19 protein-coding genes are annotated in these 19,606 nt (G+C 64.1%); 7 read left to right on the top strand and 12 right to left on the bottom strand.

Going from position 1 to position 19,606, the window contains the following annotated elements; all coding sequences use genetic code 11:
* Positions 1-234 precede the first annotated feature (234 nt).
* Together BMW89_RS23215 and BMW89_RS23220 are read right to left on the bottom strand one after the other, a co-directional pair.
* Positions 235-1,458 (bottom strand): ABC transporter substrate-binding protein, encoded by a 1,224-nt coding sequence (locus BMW89_RS23215; protein WP_177196296.1) that lies wholly within the window; start codon positions 1,456-1,458, stop codon positions 235-237.
* A gap of 309 nt (positions 1,459-1,767) precedes the next feature.
* A complete protein-coding gene (locus BMW89_RS23220; RefSeq protein ID WP_244547665.1) occupies positions 1,768-2,748 on the bottom strand; it encodes an AraC family transcriptional regulator in 981 nt (326 codons plus the stop codon).
* 380 nt (positions 2,749-3,128) lie between these two features.
* On the opposite strand from BMW89_RS23220, the gene BMW89_RS23225 reads away from it, so the two are divergent.
* On the top strand, positions 3,129-4,181 hold the full coding sequence (locus BMW89_RS23225; protein WP_244547666.1) for a DUF3047 domain-containing protein: 1,053 nt from the start codon (positions 3,129-3,131) through the stop codon (positions 4,179-4,181).
* Positions 4,182-4,215: 34 nt separating this feature from the next.
* On the opposite strand, the gene BMW89_RS23230 is transcribed toward BMW89_RS23225, so the two are convergent.
* The 3 genes from BMW89_RS23230 to BMW89_RS23240 all read right to left on the bottom strand — a co-directional run bounded on the left by BMW89_RS23230 (position 4,216) and on the right by BMW89_RS23240 (position 6,201).
* Complete coding sequence (locus BMW89_RS23230; protein ID WP_092029352.1) at positions 4,216-5,145, bottom strand: alpha/beta hydrolase; 930 nt, start codon at positions 5,143-5,145, stop codon at positions 4,216-4,218.
* Positions 5,146-5,269: 124 nt separating this feature from the next.
* The gene (locus tag BMW89_RS23235) at positions 5,270-5,764 is read right to left on the bottom strand and encodes a hypothetical protein (RefSeq protein ID WP_092029353.1); all 495 of its coding nucleotides are present in this window, start codon (positions 5,762-5,764) and stop codon (positions 5,270-5,272) included.
* A 26-nt stretch (positions 5,765-5,790) separates the two neighbouring features.
* On the bottom strand, positions 5,791-6,201 hold the full coding sequence (locus tag BMW89_RS23240; protein WP_092029354.1) for a DUF3606 domain-containing protein: 411 nt from the start codon (positions 6,199-6,201) through the stop codon (positions 5,791-5,793).
* A gap of 268 nt (positions 6,202-6,469) precedes the next feature.
* Here BMW89_RS23240 and BMW89_RS37990 point away from each other — a divergent pair, with 268 nt between their 5' ends.
* The gene (locus tag BMW89_RS37990) at positions 6,470-6,610 is read left to right on the top strand and encodes a hypothetical protein (RefSeq protein ID WP_008133926.1); all 141 of its coding nucleotides are present in this window, start codon (positions 6,470-6,472) and stop codon (positions 6,608-6,610) included.
* Here the strand turns inward: BMW89_RS37990 and BMW89_RS23245 are convergent.
* The 3 genes from BMW89_RS23245 to BMW89_RS23255 are packed head-to-tail and all read right to left on the bottom strand — an operon-like array spanning position 6,607 to position 10,412.
* Positions 6,607-8,193, bottom strand: a complete 1,587-nt coding sequence (locus BMW89_RS23245) for an ATP-binding protein (protein WP_092029355.1) — start codon at positions 8,191-8,193, stop codon at positions 6,607-6,609. The two genes, BMW89_RS37990 and BMW89_RS23245, sit on opposite strands and share 4 nt — an antisense overlap.
* Positions 8,190-8,894, bottom strand: a complete 705-nt coding sequence (locus BMW89_RS23250; RefSeq protein WP_092029356.1) for a response regulator — start codon at positions 8,892-8,894, stop codon at positions 8,190-8,192. Before BMW89_RS23250 ends, BMW89_RS23245 begins: the two co-directional genes overlap by 4 nt.
* Positions 8,895-8,906: 12 nt before the next feature.
* A complete protein-coding gene (locus tag BMW89_RS23255) occupies positions 8,907-10,412 on the bottom strand; it encodes a DUF4153 domain-containing protein (protein ID WP_177196257.1) in 1,506 nt (501 codons plus the stop codon).
* Between the two features lie 189 nt (positions 10,413-10,601).
* Here BMW89_RS23255 and BMW89_RS23260 point away from each other — a divergent pair, with 189 nt between their 5' ends.
* Entirely contained in the window at positions 10,602-11,945 is a 1,344-nt protein-coding gene (locus tag BMW89_RS23260) for a glycoside hydrolase family 3 N-terminal domain-containing protein (protein ID WP_092029358.1), read from the top strand.
* Here BMW89_RS23260 and BMW89_RS23265 read toward each other — a convergent pair.
* Positions 11,942-13,561 (bottom strand): ABC transporter substrate-binding protein, encoded by a 1,620-nt coding sequence (locus tag BMW89_RS23265; protein WP_092029359.1) that lies wholly within the window; start codon positions 13,559-13,561, stop codon positions 11,942-11,944. The genes BMW89_RS23260 and BMW89_RS23265 overlap by 4 nt on opposite strands.
* A 90-nt stretch (positions 13,562-13,651) precedes the next feature.
* Positions 13,652-14,533, bottom strand: coding sequence for a LysR family transcriptional regulator (locus BMW89_RS23270; RefSeq protein WP_092029360.1), 882 nt, complete (start codon positions 14,531-14,533; stop codon positions 13,652-13,654).
* Positions 14,534-14,631: 98 nt separating this feature from the next.
* Between BMW89_RS23270 and BMW89_RS23275 the strand changes: the two genes are divergently transcribed.
* Both BMW89_RS23275 and BMW89_RS23280 read left to right on the top strand, forming a co-directional pair.
* Positions 14,632-15,309 (top strand): peroxiredoxin-like family protein, encoded by a 678-nt coding sequence (locus tag BMW89_RS23275; protein ID WP_092029361.1) that lies wholly within the window; start codon positions 14,632-14,634, stop codon positions 15,307-15,309.
* Positions 15,310-15,416: 107 nt separating this feature from the next.
* A complete protein-coding gene (locus BMW89_RS23280; protein ID WP_092029362.1) occupies positions 15,417-16,166 on the top strand; it encodes an SDR family NAD(P)-dependent oxidoreductase in 750 nt (249 codons plus the stop codon).
* Between the two features lie 21 nt (positions 16,167-16,187).
* Here BMW89_RS23280 and hydA read toward each other — a convergent pair whose 3' ends face one another.
* Complete coding sequence (gene hydA, locus BMW89_RS23285) at positions 16,188-17,642, bottom strand: dihydropyrimidinase (protein ID WP_092029363.1); 1,455 nt, start codon at positions 17,640-17,642, stop codon at positions 16,188-16,190.
* A 72-nt stretch (positions 17,643-17,714) separates the two neighbouring features.
* Positions 17,715-18,335 carry a TetR/AcrR family transcriptional regulator gene (locus BMW89_RS23290; protein ID WP_092029364.1) on the bottom strand — a complete coding sequence of 207 codons (621 nt, stop codon included), beginning with the start codon at positions 18,333-18,335 and terminating at the stop codon, positions 17,715-17,717.
* 102 nt (positions 18,336-18,437) lie between these two features.
* On the opposite strand from BMW89_RS23290, the gene BMW89_RS23295 reads away from it, so the two are divergent.
* Both BMW89_RS23295 and BMW89_RS23300 read left to right on the top strand, forming a co-directional pair.
* A complete protein-coding gene (locus tag BMW89_RS23295; protein WP_092029365.1) occupies positions 18,438-19,133 on the top strand; it encodes a PspA/IM30 family protein in 696 nt (231 codons plus the stop codon).
* Between the two features lie 41 nt (positions 19,134-19,174).
* A complete protein-coding gene (locus tag BMW89_RS23300; RefSeq protein ID WP_092029366.1) occupies positions 19,175-19,450 on the top strand; it encodes a YiaA/YiaB family inner membrane protein in 276 nt (91 codons plus the stop codon).
* The last annotated feature ends 156 nt before the right edge of the window (positions 19,451-19,606 follow it).

The raw sequence follows: 19,606 nt of genomic DNA on the forward strand, positions 1-19,606 counted from the left end.
TCCGTCATCGTCCACATTCCGCTTCGCTGATCCGCGATGAAGCTAACCCGTTGGTCCATTGCGCAGCTCTCTCGCCAAGGCATCGGCTGTTCCTCCCAGCCGACAGAGAACTGTCACCTATCCATCCGGTCTACTGTGTTACCTATCTATCCGGTCTGGACACGCTGCGCTCCCTCCCCCCTTGCGGGGGAGGGTAGGGGAGAGGGGTAGCTCAGCAAAAGGTCCACGTGAAGCTCACCGCGCCGTCCCCTCCGTAAACGCCGTCTCGATCACCTCGCCAAAAGGCTGCCACGACCGGCCGTCAAACTGCACCAGCCGCATCTGCCTGATCGGCAGGTAGCTGTCCGGCGAGGTGTTCATCCTGATGTTCGGCAACGCCACCGTGGGCTGATAGGCCTTCAGCGATGCCGCCTGACGCATGATGTTTTCGCGCGAAAAATCGTCACCGCATTGCTTCAGCACCTGCGTCAGCGCTTCGGCCGCGGCGTAGCCATAGAGCGCGGCGCTGTTGTTGGTGCTTTCGACGTGATGGTACTTGTCCATGAAGGCGAACCAGTCCTTCATGGCGGGATCGTTTTTCCATGCGGGGTCGCTGGGATCCTTCAAAAAGGCCGCCGAGATCACGCCGGCCGAATTCTCCAGGCCGGCGGGTGCCATCGCATTGGCGATCGAGGCGGAGGCATCGTTGACGATGAAGACCGGGTGCCATTTGAGCGACGCCGCCAGCTTGATCACCTTCGACGCTGTCGAGGGCACGCCGAGAAAGACGAAAACATCGGCGCCCGCGCGCTTGAGGATCGAGACGTGTCCTTCGAGATGCTCATCGGCAATGTCGAAGGCGATGTCGACGAGGACCAGACGGTTCAGATCGCCAAGACCTTCCTCGATGCCCTTGTAGAGCGCGCGCCCGAACTGGTCGTTCTGCCAGAGCACCACGATCTTCTTCCTGGGATAATAGGCCTGGATGTAATTGGCGTAGATGCGTCCCTCCGACCGGAACGACGGCTGCCAGCCCATGGTCCAGGGAAACGCCCTGGCCTGGCTCAGCTCCTCGTCGCCTGAGGCGACGAACAATTGCGGGATTTTCTTCTCGTTCAGGTACCAGCGCGTGGCGATATTGCCGGGCGTGCCGAACGAGCCGAACATCAGGTGCACGTCGTCCTTTTCGACCAGGTTGCGCGTCAGCTCCAGCGCGGTCGCGGGATCGGAATTGTCGTCGCGGGTGATGAAGCGGATCTTGCGGCCGTTGATGCCGCCGCGCGCGTTGACCATGTCGAAATAGGCGGCCTCCGCCTGGCCGATTGCACCGAACTCCGACAGCGGCCCCGAATACGGCATGACATTGCCGATGCGGATTTCGTTGTCGGAAACGGGCTGCTCCGAACGCTGCTGCGACATCGCCCCCAGCGAGGCGAGAGCGGCGATCAAAACGAACGTCAGTCTGCCGGTGACGCGCATGCTCGACACCTTGTCGTTGGCCCCCAACGAGGTCGGCTTGATCCGCACCAAGATGAGTTGATCTACGTCAAGCGTTTGGCAAAGCTGTGGCGTGATGGGCCGCTTTGAAGCGGCCCGAACGAAATGGCAGGCGTGTTGACGGGGCTGTCGGCGGTGCGTGGCGTTTTGATCGAGAGAGTATGCCGTGTGGCCCCCTCTGCCTAACCCTCCCCCGCGCCTCCAACTGGTGCACCTGCAGCAGCGTCGGTTAGGCGAGACTGTCGCCGGAGCCGCCGAGGCGCGAGCCGCTCCCTGGCTCGATGGCTCGCACTATTCCGTCCGGCTCATGATCGTCGTGGCGACGCATTTTGTGCCCGGCGGCACCTGCGATTCACGGAGACGCCGCCAACGGGTGGGAGCAACACCGCTCCAGCGCTCGAAGGCCCGGCTGAAATGGGCGGGGTCGTCATAACCGAGCATTGATGCAATGTCGCTGATCGACCGGTCCGTCTGACACAGAAGTCTCACCGCCCGTCGTTGCAGTGCGTTTCGCAACAAGTCGCTATAGCTCAGGCCGCCTTCGCGGAGCCTGCGTTGCAGCGTTCGTCGCGCGAGTCCCGACCGGTCTCCGATGCGTGACAAGGTGGGGCGCCGATCGAGCAGCTCCAGTTCGATCAGCACGGAGAGGCGGCCCGGCAGGTCTTCTGGATCCGGCAGATCAAAAACGCGTCCGAGCTCGCTCGCGCTCAGCCCATCACTCTGTTCGAGATTTGGATTGACCGCCGTCAGCAGCCACCGGTCGAACACGATCGCGCTGGTCGTGTTGCCGATCGCCGTATCTGTACACATCAATTCGGCGATCGGACATCGCAGCCGGTTCGGCAGGCCGCCGAGGACGATCCGGCCCGGCAGCCACGTAGTGCCGGCAAAATGCCTGATAACGGCAATCATGTACCAGACAGCGAGCATCTCGTTCTGCTGGCGCCCGTCGCGTGCGGGGTCGGACAATTCATATGACCAGTGGATTTCGCCGCCGTAACGGCGGACGACCAGCTGAGTGGCGTTCTGGAGCATATGCGGCAGGCTGGCTCCGGCGCGCTGGATCGCTTCGAGCAAGGTCGGGGCCTGGGTCACCCATCTGCCGTAAACGCCGAGGCCCGCCATCGACGTCTGGCGGCCGAGCCGGGCCGCGAAGACGTCGTCGTGCAATTCCCGCGAGGTCACCATCAACAGGCGGAAATGATCGCGCAGCGGCAACAGCGTGTCCGGCGATTCCAGCAAAGCGAGGGGAAGATCGGCGCGGCGAAACACGCGCTCGATCGATCCGCCGGCCGCTGCGACGACCTTGGCAATCGGACCAAGCGTGCTCGCACGGGTGTAGCCGGTCTGGTGCATCTGCCCTCACGCGCCAAAGTGGCCGCCATATCGGCACATCATGGCAGGCTGAATTCGCAGCGACAGCATAGCATCCGGGTCGCCGTCGACGACACGGCCAAACGCCCGCGTCGATCGGGACCAGGGAGGAATGCATGTGCTTTGCTTGTCTAGGTTTGTCGCCTTCAGCCGGGAAATTTTCCCGACGTGATGTCGTGTTGCGTGCATCGGCACTCAGCCTGGTTCTGCCCTTTGCGAGCTCTGCGTCGCGGGCGGCGCAAGCGGCGGAGCAGGGCGCTCCCCCTCCGGTGGATGCGGTGAGCGGCATCAAGGATATCATCGCCAGGGCGCGATCGCCCGAACTGCTCGCCTCCAAGGCTTTCGAGATCAATGGCGGTGATCTCCCCTGGACCGATCTCGGTCTCGATGCGGCGCGGGGCCAACAAATGACGTTCCTGCTGATCGGCAAGATGTGGCTGTCGCGTGAACACGATCTCTGGTTCGGCCCGGGCCTGGTCTTTCACGCGCGCACGCGCGGGCTCCGGCCAATCTACAATCCGATGCTGGATACGGGAACCATGACGGCCTCGCACGATGGACTGATCGAGGTCGCGCGCTCGGCGGCGGAATGGACCAGCGAGGACGGGACACTGGGTACGCCGGAGGACATCTACAAGAAGGCGGATGTCAAGATCACCGGCATCGCCCTGCTGTGGCGCGGGGATGCCGGCGTCGGCCTCAGGAGTCTCCTGGCGCAGGGCGACGTCGGCGGTTTGCTCAAGTCCGAACTCGTGCGTCTCGAGCGTGGCGGCAAGCTGCCGACGGGTTGGTCGAACCTGCTCGGCTTTGGGGGTGGACAGGAGGTCTTCAGCCAGGGCACCGACGGCGAGATCATCTGCGACATCACGGGCCACGTCAGCATCATCGAGAGGCCGCTGCCGCTTTCGCTCGCCTCCCGTCCGCGTCTCGCATGGCGCTGGAAAATCGATCAACTGCCATCCGTCGTCGCGGAGGATCAGGCTGCGACCCACGATTACCTTTCGATCGGCGTGAAGTTCGAAGACGGGCAGGATCTGACATACATCTGGAGCGAACATCTGCCTGAAGGCAAGGTTTTCAGATGCCCGTTGCCCGCTTGGAATGCGATCGAGACACATATGATCGTTCGTTCCGGGAAGGCGGGCCTCGGAAGCTGGAAAGAGCAGGAACGCGACATCGCAGCAGATTACGCCGCCAATATCGGCGGACCCGCGAAGGCGATCTCGAAAATCTGGCTGCTGGCCGTGACGCCGTTCCAGCGTCGTCACGGCGCGTGCCGCTATGCCGATATCAAGGTCACCACCGCCGACAACGCCGTGCACAAGGTTTAGCGCGAGAGGTCTGCGGCCCGACCTCAGGCAAGCGCTACGGCAGCCCCCGTGCCTCCAACTGTCGCACCAGCAGCAGGGTCGGCTCCGCAAGACTGTCGCCGGAGCCGTCGAGACCGAAGGCGCTCGCGATGCCGTCGCGGTTGCGCAGGAGCGAGGCGCGCGGGCAGTGGCCGGCGCCGCAGAGCGTCTTCTTCAGGATCTCGCCCTGCGCCACGATGCCGGCGGAATCGTCCGTGGCCCAGGCCAGCACGATCGGCACATCGACATTGAGGATGCCGGGGAAGGCCGATCGCTTGTCATACTGGGTGGCGTCCGTGCCGAGATAGGCCTTCTCGCCGTCGCTGGCGTCCTTGCCCGCGCGATAGATTCCCGACACCAGCACGACACCCGCGACGTCGGCGCGCTCGGTCTGGAGCTCGGGATGCGCCAGCAGGGTGGCGACGTGAAAGGCGCCGGCGCCGTAGCCGACCGCGACGATCTCGCGGGCATCGCCATTGAACAGGTCGATGTTGCCGTGGACCCAGGACAGCGCCGCTGCCACGTCGGTCGCTCCCATCGGCCAGGCCGCCGACGGCGCCAGGCGATAATTGACGCGCACGCCGATCATGTCGTTGCGTGCGGCAAAGCACATGGCCTGGTCCTGGATCTCACGTGACAGGTCCGGCGCACCGCGGTCGCCGGTGAAAGTGTCGCCGGCCACGAACAGCAGCACCGGCCGCGGCGTATCCGCCTTGGTCGTGCTGGCGGCGACATCGAGCACGTTGGCCTCGCTTTCGCCGTAGCGCAGGCCGCGCGAGAAGGTGACCTGCTCGCACAGCCGCGCGGTGCCGCCGGCGGTGGTGTCGGAATCGGTGAGGCCTGTCAGGATGAGGTCGGACGGCACGCCCGGCCGCATCGGCGCCGGACCATGCGCGGAGGCGGCCGTGATGGTGAGAAGAAGGAAAAATGCGAGATAATTCTTCATATTCGTGCCGGCCCTGCGTGTCCCATATTGGCCCGCGCGGTTGGCCTGTCTTTTCGATTCGCCTTATTAGTTGGATCGTCTTGAGGCGATTTCACGGCACCCTTGGCAGGTTCTCCAGGCCGGCTCAATTCCCCGGCTGGAAGGTGCAATCCGCCCCGCTGCCGTCCTTCCGTCGGATGGCGTTAGGGTCGATCGTGCAGCTCAGCTTGCTCAGGCTCTCGAAATTCGATCCGGCCGCGCCATCCGGCGGAATGCCGGCCAGTGCTTCGGTTGCGAAGATTTCGTTGGCGGTAGAGCCGTTCACGTTCCTGACCTTCTTGCCGAAGGTGATATCGCAACTGCGAACGGTGATGTCGACATTGCCGGTGCGGCAGACGATCCTGTCAGCGGTCACCACGATGGCTTTCTTGTAGGAAATGTCGGCATTGGCGGCGAACAGCAACGCCATCGCCTTCTTCTCGGCGCCGGTCAAGTCCGGTGACAATGGCGCGATCACGCCCGCCAGCGCCAGCGCGGTCGCGCCCGAGACCTTGGCGGGCGTCGCGCCGGAGGCAACGGCGACGTTGGAGGCCGTTGCGAGAACGAGGGCGCAGGCGAAGATTGCTCGACCGGATTTCATCCTTGTCTCCATGGACGCCTCAAGTCTCAGGCCGCCTTCTTCCGCTTGACCGTCTTCTTTGCGGCCTTCTTTGCGGTCTTCTTGGCCTTCTTCGCCGCTTTCTGGGCGGCAAGGTAGGCCTCGACCTTCCTGGCAGAGTGGCCGGCGGCGGCTACGGCGGCCTTCAGCTTGGCCGGGGTGATCTTGAACTTCTTCGACCAGTAGCGGACCTCATAGGTCTCGCTCAGCGCGATCCGGCTCTTGTCGGCGGCGCGGTGCTTCTGGAGCTTGATGTAGGCCTCGACCTTCTTGGCGGAGTGGCCGACCTTCTTGACGGCATATTTCAGCTTGGCCGGCGTCACCTTGAACTTCTTCGACCAGTAGGCGACTTCGTATTTTTCGGTGAGCGCGATCAGCTTGCGATCGGCTCCGCCCCGTTTTGTCTTGTCGTCGGCCATGCTTCCCTCCTGCCCGTGGATGCCGTCCAGTCTAGCATGCAACGCGATTTGGAGGGCAAGGCGTGGGCGGGCAGCGATTGCGCGAAACGGGCGTTTTGCACCGGCGTGTCAGATGCTTGTGCGGCGCGACTCGGTCTCACGGCACAAAGCGGCTTCTACTGTGCATGGGGTTGTTTTCGACTTTTTTGTTGTTCGCACGTCCGTGATGGAACCTTTTGGCGGCTGATGCGACTTATCCATGACACGGGGAAACACGTGCGAGGCAGTCATGGCACATAAGCATACCGCCGATCCCACAGAGATCATGCGGGCGACCGGACATCCCGAACTCGAATACGCCGCCGGCTGGACCATCGCCGGTCTGGTCACCATCGGCACCATCGTCGCCGCCTGGGTGTTCGCGATCTAGGCCATAGGGAATTGGAGTTCGAAGGCGACGCCCTCGTCGGTGGGCTTGAGCCTGATCGAGCCGCCATGGCTCGCCATCACCGCGCGAGCGATGGCAAGCCCCATCCCCGTGCCGCCCTGGTCGCGGCGGGTGGTGAAGAACGCATCAAAGATCCTGTCGCGGTTCGGCGCCGAGATCGGCTCGCCGTCGTTGCTCACCGTCAGCAGCAGGGTCGTACGCGCGTCCACCGCTTCCAGCCTGATGGTCCCGGCCTTGTGCCGCATCGCGTTATCAGTGAGGTGCGACAGCACGATCAGCGCCTTCTCGCCGGACATGCCGATGGCACGGTCGAGGCTGCCGCTGGCGTCAATTGAACTTGTCGGAAACCGGCTTCTGAGGTCGGCGATGACGGGCGCCAGTTCGGTCCGCTCGTTCTGCGGCAGGCTTTCGGCACGCGCCAGTTCGCGCAGCCGCTGGGCCATCGCTTCCAGCCGCTGCGTGTCCGACAGGATGTTGGCGATGAAGGTCTTCTGCTCGGCCGGCGTCAGGCTGCCGGCTTTGCCCTGAACCGAATCCTGCAACAGCTCGGCGGCGCCCTTGATCGAGGTCAGCGGCGATTTCAGCTCGTGGGTGAGGTGGGCGGAGAAGGTCGCGATATAGTCGGAGCGCCTTGCCAGCTGTTCGGCCATGCCGAGGAAGCTGTGCGAGAGCTGGGCGAACTCCCGTGTGCCGTAATGCCGGAGCGGCCGGAACGCCTCGCGGTCGCCGCGGCCGATCCGTGCGGCGCGCTCGATCAGCTCGCGCATCGGCAGCGTGATGGTGCGCGAGAACACGAGCCCGATCGCGATCGTGCCGAGGATCACGGCCAGTCCCGCCAGCACGAACTTGCCGCGCTCCTGATAGAGATGGTCAAAAATGTTGCTCGGTGTCCGCGTGGTGTAGATCACCCCCGCAACGCGGTTGTTGACGATGACGGGCATCGCCGAGAACACGTGCACGCCGAGGCCGCGGCTGAAGGAATAGATCGGCGGCGGCGGCCGATCCGGGACGCGGTTGCGTAAGGTGGCGCGGTATTGCCCATGGAGCGCGTCCGCGACCTCCTCGATATGGGCGAGCGACTGCCCGACCTCGTAACGCCCGGCGATCACCACGCCCTGTGGATCGAGGATGCGAAAGCCCGCCAGCGTGACCTTCTGGGTTTCGCGGATGATCGGATTGAGCCTTGCGCCGATCTCGACATAAGCGGGCTGCGCCGGTTGCGGCGCGGGTATCGCATCCGGCCGCCGCCGCAGCAGATCGTTGGCGGTGAGGTCGAGTTCGGGCCGGATCGGCGTGACCTGATCGCCGGGATCTGGCAGCACGTTCGGCGGTACCTCGGCCCCGAGCGTGAGGCCGCTGTCGAGCCTTGCGGTGACCTCCTGGGCGTAGATCGTCGCGAGCACGCGGCTCTGCGCGATCAGCTCGGCCTGGGTCTGGCGGATCAGCTGGTTGTCGTAGAGGCGGAAGAAGAACAAGCCGACCAGCGGCAATATCGCGACGGTCGCGAGCACCGCGAAGATGACGAGGCCCAGCGACGGCCGCCATTTGTCGGGCGCCGCGCTCATGCCTCTTTCTCGCAGCGGCCGAGCTTGAAGCCGACGCCGTGGATGGTCTCGATGACGTTCTCGCAGGCCAGCGCCGCGAGCTTTGCGCGGATGTTGCGGATGTGGCTGTCGATGGTGCGGTCGGAGACCTGGATGTTGAGCTGATAGGCCGCGCGCATCAGCTGCTCGCGGTTGAACACCGAAGTCGGCCGGGTCAGGAACGCGCGCAAGATGCCGAACTCGATCGCGGTCAGTTTCAGCGGTGTGCCGGCAAAGGTCGCCACATGCTGCTCGGGATCGATCAGCAGGCCGCCTTGCGCAAGCGCGGCCGGACTTGCTTTGGCCTCGCCATTGCGCGGGCTGAGGCGGCGCAGGATGACATTGACCCGCGCCACCAGCTCGCGCGGGCTGAACGGCTTTGTCACGTAATCGTCGCCGCCGATCTCGAGGCCGAGGATGCGGTCGATCTCTTCGTCGCGCGCCGACAGGAACAGGATCGGCACGTCGGAGTTCTTGCGCACCTCGCGGCAGACGTCGAGCCCGTCGAATTCGGGCATGCCGATGTCGAGCACGATCAAATCGGGCCTGTCGGCGGCAAAGCGGCCGAGCGCCTCCTTGCCGTCGCGCGCCTCGATCACATCCATGCCGGCCTTCTTCAGCGCGACGCGGATGACTTCGCGGATGTGGCCCTCGTCGTCGACGATGAGAATGCGATGCGCCAAGAAACTCTCCGCTCACCCTGCCGGTTGACTGTCGGACCGGCTTCTGGCCTGCGCATCCAGCCAGCGTTGGAGCCGCCAGTTCCGAAAGCCCCAAGTGCGCCAGGCCATGTCCCGGCGCAGCTCTTCTACAAGGTCGTCGCGGCGCCAGACAAGGTTCCTTCTCACCACCTCGGTGCGAAGCTGGATCATCTTGTCGATGGCGGGCAGCGCCTGGGGGCCAAACGTCAGGAGATAATTGAGGTCGGCCGTCAGGCCGACACCCGATGTCTCACGGCTGTGGGTCACATTATAGTCGGCGATGACGGCGTCGAAGTTCACGAGCGAGCAGCTATACAGCACGATCGTTAACGCGATCAGATTGGTGCCGACCAGCCACCGGTTGGACCGGTTGAGCACGATGCGGGCCACGATCAGGATCAGCCCGAGCGCCACCAGCCCCATCCAGATGAAGGCTGCGATGCGCCAATAGGTCAGCAAGTAAATGTCGACATAGAGGTCGAGGCGAAGGATGGAGGAGGCGACGAGGAGGACGTTCTGCCCGACCCAGAGATAGACCAGCGGCCGGATCACGTTTGACTTCTCCGCCGGTCCGCCCGGACGCATCGCGGCCAGCACGAAGGCGGCGGCGAGCAGCGCGGTCGCGATCAGCGGATAGGCGCCGCGATGAGCATAGGCCGCATAGGTCATGTTCGCCGGCAGCGCTACATGACCCCAGAGATAGATGCCGTCGAGAATGGACTGCGCCGCGAACAGCAGATTGAACAGGATCAGCGAGCGCATGATGGTCGAGGGGCCCAGAAACTCCGCCGAGACCAGGGGCGGGAGCGGCGGCACGGGGCCATCGGCGACGGTGGTGGCGATCATCGTCCCGCGCCGCCACCGCACATGGATGAACGGCCAGACCAGCGCCAGCATCATCGCCCAGAACAGCACGCGCGGGATGCTGATATATTCGAAGATGAATTTTGGATTGAGCAGGAACACCCATTGCTCGATCACCGGATTGGCCGCGGCGAACAGTGCGACGAAGACGGTGCTGAGCGTTACCGGCAGCAGCCAAAGCGCGACGCCGCGGGTGAACGCCGACATGTTGAACACCTGGAGCGCGTCGGGGAAGAACCTGAAGGGACCGATCAAGAAGAAATTACGCAGCGCGCGGGCCCGTTCGGTGAGTTCGGTCGTTTCCGGATTGGTCGCGATCAGAAGCGCGATGACCACTGCCATTGTGAGGATCAGGAAGGACAGCGTGTTGAGCTCCTCGACGGCCGGCACGAGGCCGGCGACAAGAATGGCCGTGCCGATCGTGGCGCGCCGCGGATCCAGTGCCGCATGATTGAACAGCACCGACACGCAAGCCATCGCGATCGCAAAGAGCGTCAGCGACAGCCCGATCCGCTCACCATAGAACAGCCAGTCGGCGAGCGCGGCCAGCACCAGCGCAAGGCCGAGCTTGGCCGGAATCGAGGAATGCCTGATCGGCTGGATTTCCGCAGCGATCGTCGAAGCCAGGCTCGTCATGTCCAGAAGACCTTTCGCGATGGGTGGCATCACGAAGTCTGACCGGCGCTTGTGCAGAACGCGGGATCATTGTCTGCACGGTTTCAGGAGTCTTTTGCAGATTTCGTGCAGACGCGCTTTTGCCTCTCGCGCGGGATGATTCGCTTTGATAGGTGCGAAGCATTCGCCACTCCTAGCGCGTGATGCATCATGAAATTCCTCCCTCGTATCGGTCTCATCCTGCTCTGGCTGGCCGCGCCTCTCGTTGCATTTGCGGCTGCCAACAAGAACGATCCCTATCTGGTCCCGTTGCGCGGCGCCGGAAACATCGCGCTCGTCGTCGCAAGCCTCGCGATCGTCATCGTCCTGCTGCGCAGAGGACGGTGGCGAACCATCGCGGGCAAACTGCTCGTCATGCTCTGGTGCCTGCCGCCGCTGCTGATGTCGGCGGCGCATCTCAAATTCGAGCTGCGCAAGCATGACGTCCTCAAGGCCAGCGCTACCGAGGCACGTCAGCTCGGGCCACACTTCATGGTCGGCTATTCCTCCTTTCCCGAGGTCGCGCGCCTTGCCGAGCAGGGATTGATCGGCGGCATCTACGTCACCCGGCACAACATCCGTGGACGAACGGTCGAAACGCTGCGGGCCGAGATCGCGGCGCTCCAGGACCAGCGGCGCGCGGCAGGCTTGACGCCGCTGGTCGTCGCTGCGGATCAGGAAGGCGGTATCGTCGGACATCTCGCGCCGCCGCTGACAAAGCTGCCGGCGCTGGCGACACTCACCGGGCTCGCACCCGACGAGCAGCAGGCCAAGGCCGAAGAGTTCGGCCGCATCCACGGCCGTGAGCTCGCCGGTCTCGGCGTCAACCTCAATCTCGCGCCGGTGCTCGATCTCAAGCCGCCGGTTCGGCGCAACCGCCTCGATTTCCACACGCTGATCGGCCAGCGCGCGATTGCGACCGATCCCGCCGTCGTCAGCGCGATCGCCAGCGCCTATGTTCGCGGGCTGGAAGAATCCGGGGTCGGCGCCACGCTCAAGCATTTTCCCGGCATCGGTCGCGTGCGCACCGACACGCATCATTTCAGTGCCAATCTCAATACGCCGGTCAGGGAGCTGGAAGTGACCGACTGGCTTCCGTTCCGCGAGGTGCTGTCGCATTCGCGCAGCGCGCTCATGGTCGGCCATGTCACGCTCACGGCCGTCGATCCCGACCGCGCCGCATCGCATTCGAAGCGTGTCGTCCAGGGCATCATTCGCGATAAATGGAATTACCAGGGTGTGGTGATGACCGACGACCTCGTGATGGGTGCGATCTACCAGAACGACGTCTGCAAGGCCGTGGTTGAGGCCATCAACGCCGGTATCGATCTGCTGCTGGTCGCCTATGACGGCGCGCAGTTCTACCGGGTCTTTGAATGCGCGCTGGAGGGATCACGGCAGGGTAAGCTCGACGCGGCGATGCTGCACGCGAGCGAGGTGCGGTTGGAGCGGGGCTTTCCGGCCGAGCAGGCGCGAGTCGGCTCGCGCGCTGTCCGCGTCGTCGATCGGCGCTAGCCTTTCGCGAACTGGCGATAGTCCGGCTCGCGATGAAACCAGAATTCGTAGCCGGTGATGGCCTTCTGCATGGCGACGTCATGGATCGGCTGGTTGAGCGGAACGACGGGAACGTCACGCATGCAGAGCGCGATGAAATCCTTTACGCACCTGTCGTACTCGGCCGCATCCGCGGTGAACCTCGCCTTGTCGATCAGCGCGTCCATCTCCTTGTTCTGGTAGGAGGAGATGTTGAAGATCGAGTTGTTGCCGTGGAAATTCCAGTAGAAGTAATATTCGGGATAATCCAGCCAGCCGCTGAAGCGGTTGAGCGCGAGCGGCAGCTCCTTCTTGTTCAGCGTCGTGCGCCAATTCGCGCCGGGGATCTTTTCGATCGCCGCTTTGATGCCGATCTTGGCGAGACTTTCCTGGATTAGGATCGCGGTCGGCTCGCCGACCGTTGCGGTGCCGGTGTCGAGCGACAAAGTGGTCTCCAGGCCGGATTCGAATCCCGCCTCCTTCATCAGCGCCTTGGCTTTGTCGAGATCGGTGACGTAGGGAGAAGGCTGCGGCCAGACCGGCTTTGAAACCTCCGTCGCACCGCCATACATCGGAACCGCTCGACCGAAGAACGCGCTGCTCTGGATTTGCTCGTAAGGCATCGCCCAGGCGATGGCTTGGCGCAGCTTCACATTGTCGAACGGCGGCTTTGCCGTGTTCAACGCAACGTACCAGAGCGCATTGGGAATCGGCACGCCCGAGACCTTGACCTTGCCCTCCTTGAGGATTTGCTCGAAGTCGCGCGGCGCAAAGCCGCTGGAGAGGTCGGCATCGCCTCGCTCCAGCATGGCGCGGCGCGTGCCGGCGGAGGGGACGTCGCGCGCGATAATACGCTTCAGCTTGGGAAGCGATCCGCTCTTCCAGTCGTCGAACCGCATGAAGACAGTCTCGGTGCCGGGCTTCCAGCTCTCGATCCTGTAGGCGCCGCCGCCGGCCTCGTTGGTCCTGAGCCACGCCAGCGCCCACGGGTCTTCCGCCGTCGCGTTCTTCTTTGCGAGTTCCGAGTTGATGATGAAGGGCACGACGACAGCGACGTTGAACAGCAGCATCTTGTCCTTGCGGACATAGTCGATGCGGAAGGTGTGGTCGTCGACCACCACGAACTGCTCCGGCTTTTCCAGCGACCCCGCCGACATCTGGAATGTCGGAAAGCCGCCGACCTTTACCGCACGGTCGAACGACCATTTGACGTCCTTGGCGGTAACAGGCGTGCCGTCATGGAATTTTGCATCCTTGCGAAGCTTGAAGGTGCAGGACATGCCGTCGGCGGCGACCTCAAAACTCTCGGCGAGTTCAGGCGCGAGCTTTTCGCGGTCGTAGGACACGGTCCCATCGGGCAGCGTCTTCGAGGCGTAGGAGAGCAGGCGGTCGTAGCAATTCCAGGACAGGCCGTTCACGGTCTGGTTGGAGCCGACGCCCTGCATGTCGAGCGAGTTCGGGCCCAGCTCCTGCACCACCAGCAGCGTCTCCGCGCGCCCCTGCGCAGAGGCGAAGCGCGGGGCCGCCGTCATTCCGGCAACGCTCAGACCTCCGAGCATCACGCTGCGGCGGCTCATGTCGAAAGATGATGTGCTCATCGGTGCCTCACTCCTCAGTATTTGCAACGCAAAGAGGCAAGGCGCATGCCATCGGCGCGCTTCAAGGTGTCGCAAGCGGTACCCGGCGGCCTATCTCAACGCCTCGGCCAGGAAGTCGACCAGCGCACGCACCTTGGTCGAGGGGTGCGGACCTGCCGGAAACACCGCGTAGACGTCGAGCGGGGCAAGCTTGTAGCTCTTCAGCAGCGGCACCAGTGCACCCGATTCGATCTCGGGGCCGGCCATCACCGGCGACGTCATCGCGACGCCAAGCCCCGCCAGCACGCTCGCGAAGACGCCGGGGCCGGAATCGGTGGTGATGCGGCCGTGCACATCGACCGAGGTCTCCGTGCCGTTGCGGGTGAACGACCAGGTGGTATGGCCGAACAGGCCGGGACCGAAGATGCAGTCATGCAAGGCGAGATCGGCCGGCGTCTTCGGGGTGCCGCGTTCGGCGAGGTATGACGGCGCGGCGACGAGAAAGCGAGGCAACGTCGCAAGCTTTCGTGCGCCAAAGCCGGAGTCGCCGAGCGGGCCAAGGCGTATGGCGATGTCGGTGCCTTCTGCCACGAGGTTGTGCCGTTCGTCGGCGACGGACAGCTCAACGCGCAGCAGGGGATGGGCGCGCAGGAATTTCGGCAGGCGCGGGATGATGTGCCTTGTGCCGTAGACGATGGGCATCGTGATGCGCAACGTCCCGCGCAGGGAATCGACGCCGCGCGCGGCGTCCTCGGCATCCTCGATGTCGGCCAGCACGTCGCGCGCGCGGATCAGGAACAGCGCGCCGGCGTCGGTCACCGTGATGCGTCGCGTGGTCCGCAGCAGCAGCTTGACGCCGAGCCGGCTCTCCAATTCGCCGATGATGCGCGACACCGAGGGCTGCGACAGGCCGAGCTCGCGCGCGGCCTTCGAAAAGCTGCCGCTCTCCGCCGCCCGGACGAAGACGGTCAATTCCTGAAGCCGATCACCCATTTGAATTCCAAATAAATGTTCTCCGTATCCGCCATATACCCCTCCATTCTCAAATGATCCAGATAGGGCGGGCCAACAGCAACCGACTGGAGCTTCCCATGGCCCTGCAAGACAAACTCGACGCCTTCAAAGCCGATTTCGAAGGCGGGCGCTTCCCGCTCAAACCGCCGAAGGAAGCGCTCGACACCATGCACCGTGCCACCGCTGAACTGATCGCGAGCGGGCAGGCCCAGCGCGCCAAAAAGGCCGGGGAGGTCGCGCCGGAATTCACGCTTACCGACCCGGACGGCAAGCCGGTGTCCTCGCGCGATCTGCTTGCGAAGGGACCGCTGGTCGTATCGTTCTATCGCGGCGTCTGGTGCCCGTACTGCAACCTCGAGCTCCAGGCCTTGCAGGACGCGCTGCCGGAGATCGCCGCGCGCGGCGCTAGCCTCGTTGCGATCTCGCCGCAGACCGCGCCGAACAGCCGCAAGTCGCAGCGTGACAACAAGCTCGGCTTCCCGATCCTGAGCGACGTCAGGAGCGACGTCGCCGACGCCTTCGGCATCCGCTTCGCGCTACCGGGCGATCTCGTCGCGCTCTACAAATCGTTCAAGAATGACCTGCCCACGTTCAATGACGATCCATCATGGGTGTTGCCGATGCCCGCGCGCTACGTCATCGGCCGCGACGGCGTCATCGCCTATGCGGAAGTCAACCCGGACTACACGCACCGCCCCGATCCATCCGAGCTGTTACCGGTGCTGGACCGGTTGCAAGCTGGCAAGGCGGCCTGATCCGAACTAGCCGTCGCGCTCTGCGCGGCGGCATCTCTTTCAAATCCCTCGCTCAACGGCGTGCATGCGCCGAACGAACGCGCACGCCCAAAACAAAGGACTGTGTCATGTCAAAGCTCGAAGGAAAGATTGCCGTCATCACCGGCGGCTCCAGCGGTATCGGCCTTGCGGCGGCGAAGAGGTTCGTGGCTGAAGGCGCCTACGTCTTCATCGTCGGACGGCGCGCGAGCGAACTCGACAAGGCGAAAGCCGAGATCGGGCGCAACGTCACCGCAATCCAGGCCGACGTCGCTGATCTCGACGATCTCGACCGGCTTTATGCCCGAGTGAAGGACGAGAAAGGCGTGCTCGATATCGTGGTTGCCAGTGCCGCTTTCGTCGAGCGCGCGTCTACCCAGGACGTCACGCCGGCGCATTTCGACAAGACGTTCGGCATCAATGCGCGGGGCGCCTATTTCACCGTGCAGAAGGCCTTGCCGCTGATGCGCAAGGGCGGCTCGATCGTGCTGGTGTCGTCCGGCCTGCATCTGAAGGGCCTGCCCGAGCACGGCACCTATGCCGCCACCAAGGCCGCATTGCGTTCGTTCGCGCGAACCTGGGCGATGGAAATGAAGGATCGGGGCATCCGCGCGAACACCTTGTCGCCGGGCGCCATCGACACGCCGATCATCGACGGTCAGTTCAAAACCCGCGAGGAGGCCGACGGCGCGCGCGCGTTCTTCGCCTCGATCACGCCGCTCGGCCGCATTGGCCGCCCCGAGGAGATGGCCTCCGCCATCCTGTTCCTGGCCTCGGACGACAGCAGCTACAGCACGGGCATTGATCTCGTTGCCGATGGCGGCATCACGCAGGTCTGATCCAGCCGCGAAGTCGGAGTATTATGGCGTTACCGCACCGCGTGCGACCGCGCGCGGGGCGGTCAGCTCTTTCCATGTCGAGTTCGCGACATGCACCGGTGAGAAGGCCGGCCGCTCGATATAGCGGCCATCGCCGGCCTCCGCGCGCAGATCGCCGTCCTTCCAGACGACGCGGCCGCGCGACAGCGTCGCCGCCGGTCCGCCGGTGCAGGCAAAGCCTTCGAACACGTTGTAATCGATCCGGCTCATCTGCCGCTTGGCGCTGATGGTCTTGCTTGCCTTGGGATCCCACACCACGACATCGGCATCCGAGCCGACTGCGACCGCGCCCTTGCGCGGATAGATGTTGAGGATGCGGGCGATGTTCGCCGAGGTCACCGCGACGAACTCTTCCTTGGTCAGCCGCCCGGTGGCGACACCCGCGGTCCACAGCAGCGCGAGACGATCTTCGAGGCCGCCGGTGCCGTTCGGAATCTTCCTGAAATCGCCGAGCCCGAACCGCTTCTGCTCGGTCGTGAAGGCGCAATGGTCGGTCGCGACCACCTGGAGCGAGCCTGATTGCAGGCCGGCCCAGAGACTGTCCTGATGCGATCTGTCGCGGAACGGCGGCGACATCACGCGCTGCGCGGAGTGATTCCAGTCCTTGTTCTGATATTCGCGCTCGTCGAGCAGCAAATGCTGGATCAGCGGCTCGCCATAGACACGTTTGCCCGCCGCTCGCGCCCGAGCGATCGCCTCATGCGCCTCGCGGCAGCTCGTGTGCACGATATAGACCGGCGTGCCGGTCATATCAGCGATCATGATGGCGCGATTGGTGGCTTCGCCCTCGACCTCCGGTGGCCGTGAATAGGCATGACCCTCGGGGCCGGTGACGCCGCGTGCGATCAATGCTTCCTGCATGAGTGCGACGACGTCGCCGTTCTCCGCATGCACAACAGGCATGGCGCCGAGATGGGCGCAGCGCGCGAACGAATTGTAGAGCTCGTCGTCGTTCACCATCAGCGCGCCCTTGTAGGCCATGAAATGCTTGAAGGTGTTGATGCCGTAGGTTTTGACCACGGTCTCCATCTCGTCATGGATCTGCTTCGACCACGACGTCACCGCCATGTGGAAGCCGTAGTCGGTCGCCGCCTTTTCGGACTTGTGCCGCCATTCCTGATAGGCGGCGAGCATGGACTGGCCGGGATCGGGCAGGCAGAAATCCACCACCATGGTGGTACCGCCGGTCAGCGCCGCCTTGGTTCCCGATTCGAAATCGTCGGCGGTCACCGTGCCCATGAACGGCATTTCGAGATGGGTGTGCGGATCGATGCCGCCCGGGATGACATAGGCGCCGCCGGCATCGATGATCTCCGCGCCCTTGGGCGTATCGAGCGATGCTCCGATCGCGACGATGGTCTCGCCGTCGATCAGCACGTCCGCACGGCGCGAATGATCGTGATTGACGACGGTGCCGCCGCGGATGAGGAGGGGCATGGGGGACTCCGAAAGAGAGGACGAGACGCCGCGAAAGCTAAGCGTGCCGCCCGCGATGCGACAGGCGAAATTTTAGTCAGGCGATGCGGCTTGCTCGCGTGTGATCAAGCCGTCAATCATCGCCCGCACGAGGCCCGCGATCTCCTTGCGCAGCGCCGGCAGGGGAACGGCGACCAGCCTTTGCTCCAGTCCCAGTGCCACCATGCCATGCACGGCCGAGAACAGGCTGCGTGCGGTGATGCCGAGCTCCTCCGCACCTCGCTTCGGCAACAGTGCGGCCAGCGGCTTGTAGATGTGGCGGAACAGCTGCAATTGGTCATCGACCGACCAGTCGGGCAGGGCCTTGTCGGTCTCCATGCGGTGCTCGAACAGCGCGCGCCAGAGCTGGAGATTTTCCGCGGCGAAATCGCAATAGGCAATCGCAATGCGAACCAACGTCTCCCGGGGCGAGGGCTCACCCGTTTCCGCGGTGCTGAGTGCATCGTCGAGCCGACGCAGTGTGCGCGAGCCAACACGCAGGACGAGCTCGTCCACATCCGCGACCAGATTGTAGACCGCGCCATTGGCGCAGCCGATCTCACGGGCCAAATCACGGGTTTTCAGCCCGGCCAATCCCCGCTCGGCGATCATCCGCTCGGCCGCCTGGATCAGGTCGGACCGTAGTTTCTCTCGCCGTTCCAAGGTCTTAGTCATTTGTTAACCAAGGCTATGAGCGTCGCTCAAATATTTATTGAACTATGTTCAAGTTCTCGCTACAAAAGATCTGTGAGCAACGCTCATAACAGGGAGCTGCAGATGTTCAAGACCGTAGTGACACTTTTCCGCGGCAGCGTTGCCGCCGCAGGCGAGGAGCTGGAAGACCGCTCGGCCCTTCTGATCCTCGACCAGCAGATGCGTGACGCGGCCGCCGCCGTCGAGCGCAGCAAGCGGACGCTGGCGCTGGCGATCGCCCAGGATCAGCAGGAAGGCCGCAAGTTAGAGGCGACCGTCGCTCGCATTGCCGATCTCGAGACCCGCGCGGTTGCGGCGCTCGACGGCGGTCGCGAGGATCTCGCCAAGGACGCCGCCGAAGCCATCGCGGGTCTGGAGGCCGATCGCGATGCGGCTATGACGGCACGCGCATTGTTCGCGACCGAGATCACCCGGTTGAAGCGCCACGTCGCAAACGCGCAGGCCCGCATCATCGAGCTCGACCGCGGCCGCCGTGTCGCCCGCGCCTCGGAAGCGGTCCGCTCGCTTCGCCGCAGCGGCATCGAGGCGGCACGCCCTTACGAGTCCACGCTGCCGGAAGCAGAGAGCACCTTGCGGCGCCTGCGCGACCGACAGCTGGAGGCCCAGGCTGCCGACGACGCGCTGGTCGAGCTCGACGCAGCCTCCGGTCCGCTCGCAACTGCCGAGAGACTCGCCGAACAGGGCTTCGGCCCCCGGCTCAAGACGACCGCGGACGACGTTCTGGCGCGGTTGAAGTCCAAGCGCATGCCGATTGCCTGAACTGAAAACTCCGTCATCATTCGCACCAACAGGAGACCATCATGAACCAGAACGGCCAGCCCCACAGCGGCGCCTGGGTGACCTTCACTTACGCGTCCTTCGCAGCCTCCGCCTTCCTCGTCGCGATCGGCATCTTCTTCCTGCCGATCGACCTCTGGATGAAGGGTTATCTCACGATGGGCATCGTGATGCTGATCCAGACCTGCATCACCCTCACCAAGACGGTGCGTGACAATCACGAGAGCAGCCGGATGGTGAACCGCATCGAGGATGCCAAGGCCGAGCGCCTGCTGATGGAAGTCTCCAAGGCGGCCTGAACAAAGGCCAGTGCAAACGAGCAAGAGAGCGGCGGAGCAACTTGCCCCGCCGCCGCGCGTTTCATCGAACCTCATATCGCGCCTGCGAAATGCAACCGAGCCATGACGGATCGCGCGGGCGTGCGCCCTTGCGCGGCGGCGGCGGCCGGAGCACTC

This window comes from Bradyrhizobium sp. OK095 (genome assembly GCF_900109945.1).
Classification (GTDB): Bacteria; Pseudomonadota; Alphaproteobacteria; order Rhizobiales; family Xanthobacteraceae; genus Bradyrhizobium.

Bases quoted from the DNA above. Each gene is read 5' to 3' on its own strand.
- BMW89_RS23215 (WP_177196296.1), bottom strand. From the start codon at position 1,458: ATGCGCGTCACCGGCAGACTGACGTTCGTTTTGATCGCCGCTCTCGCC.
- BMW89_RS23230 (WP_092029352.1), bottom strand. From the start codon at position 5,145: ATGAAGAATTATCTCGCATTTTTCCTTCTTCTCACCATCACGGCCGCC.
- BMW89_RS23235 (WP_092029353.1), bottom strand. From the start codon at position 5,764: ATGAAATCCGGTCGAGCAATCTTCGCCTGCGCCCTCGTTCTCGCAACG.
- BMW89_RS23240 (WP_092029354.1), bottom strand. From the start codon at position 6,201: ATGGCCGACGACAAGACAAAACGGGGCGGAGCCGATCGCAAGCTGATC.
- BMW89_RS37990 (WP_008133926.1), top strand. From the start codon at position 6,470: ATGGCACATAAGCATACCGCCGATCCCACAGAGATCATGCGGGCGACC.
- BMW89_RS23245 (WP_092029355.1), bottom strand. From the start codon at position 8,193: ATGAGCGCGGCGCCCGACAAATGGCGGCCGTCGCTGGGCCTCGTCATC.
- BMW89_RS23255 (WP_177196257.1), bottom strand. From the start codon at position 10,412: ATGACGAGCCTGGCTTCGACGATCGCTGCGGAAATCCAGCCGATCAGG.
- BMW89_RS23260 (WP_092029358.1), top strand. From the start codon at position 10,602: ATGAAATTCCTCCCTCGTATCGGTCTCATCCTGCTCTGGCTGGCCGCG.
- BMW89_RS23265 (WP_092029359.1), bottom strand. From the start codon at position 13,561: ATGAGCACATCATCTTTCGACATGAGCCGCCGCAGCGTGATGCTCGGA.
- BMW89_RS23270 (WP_092029360.1), bottom strand. From the start codon at position 14,533: ATGGGTGATCGGCTTCAGGAATTGACCGTCTTCGTCCGGGCGGCGGAG.
- BMW89_RS23275 (WP_092029361.1), top strand. From the start codon at position 14,632: ATGGCCCTGCAAGACAAACTCGACGCCTTCAAAGCCGATTTCGAAGGC.
- BMW89_RS23280 (WP_092029362.1), top strand. From the start codon at position 15,417: ATGTCAAAGCTCGAAGGAAAGATTGCCGTCATCACCGGCGGCTCCAGC.
- hydA (WP_092029363.1), bottom strand. From the start codon at position 17,642: ATGCCCCTCCTCATCCGCGGCGGCACCGTCGTCAATCACGATCATTCG.
- BMW89_RS23290 (WP_092029364.1), bottom strand. From the start codon at position 18,335: ATGACTAAGACCTTGGAACGGCGAGAGAAACTACGGTCCGACCTGATC.
- BMW89_RS23295 (WP_092029365.1), top strand. From the start codon at position 18,438: ATGTTCAAGACCGTAGTGACACTTTTCCGCGGCAGCGTTGCCGCCGCA.
- BMW89_RS23300 (WP_092029366.1), top strand. From the start codon at position 19,175: ATGAACCAGAACGGCCAGCCCCACAGCGGCGCCTGGGTGACCTTCACT.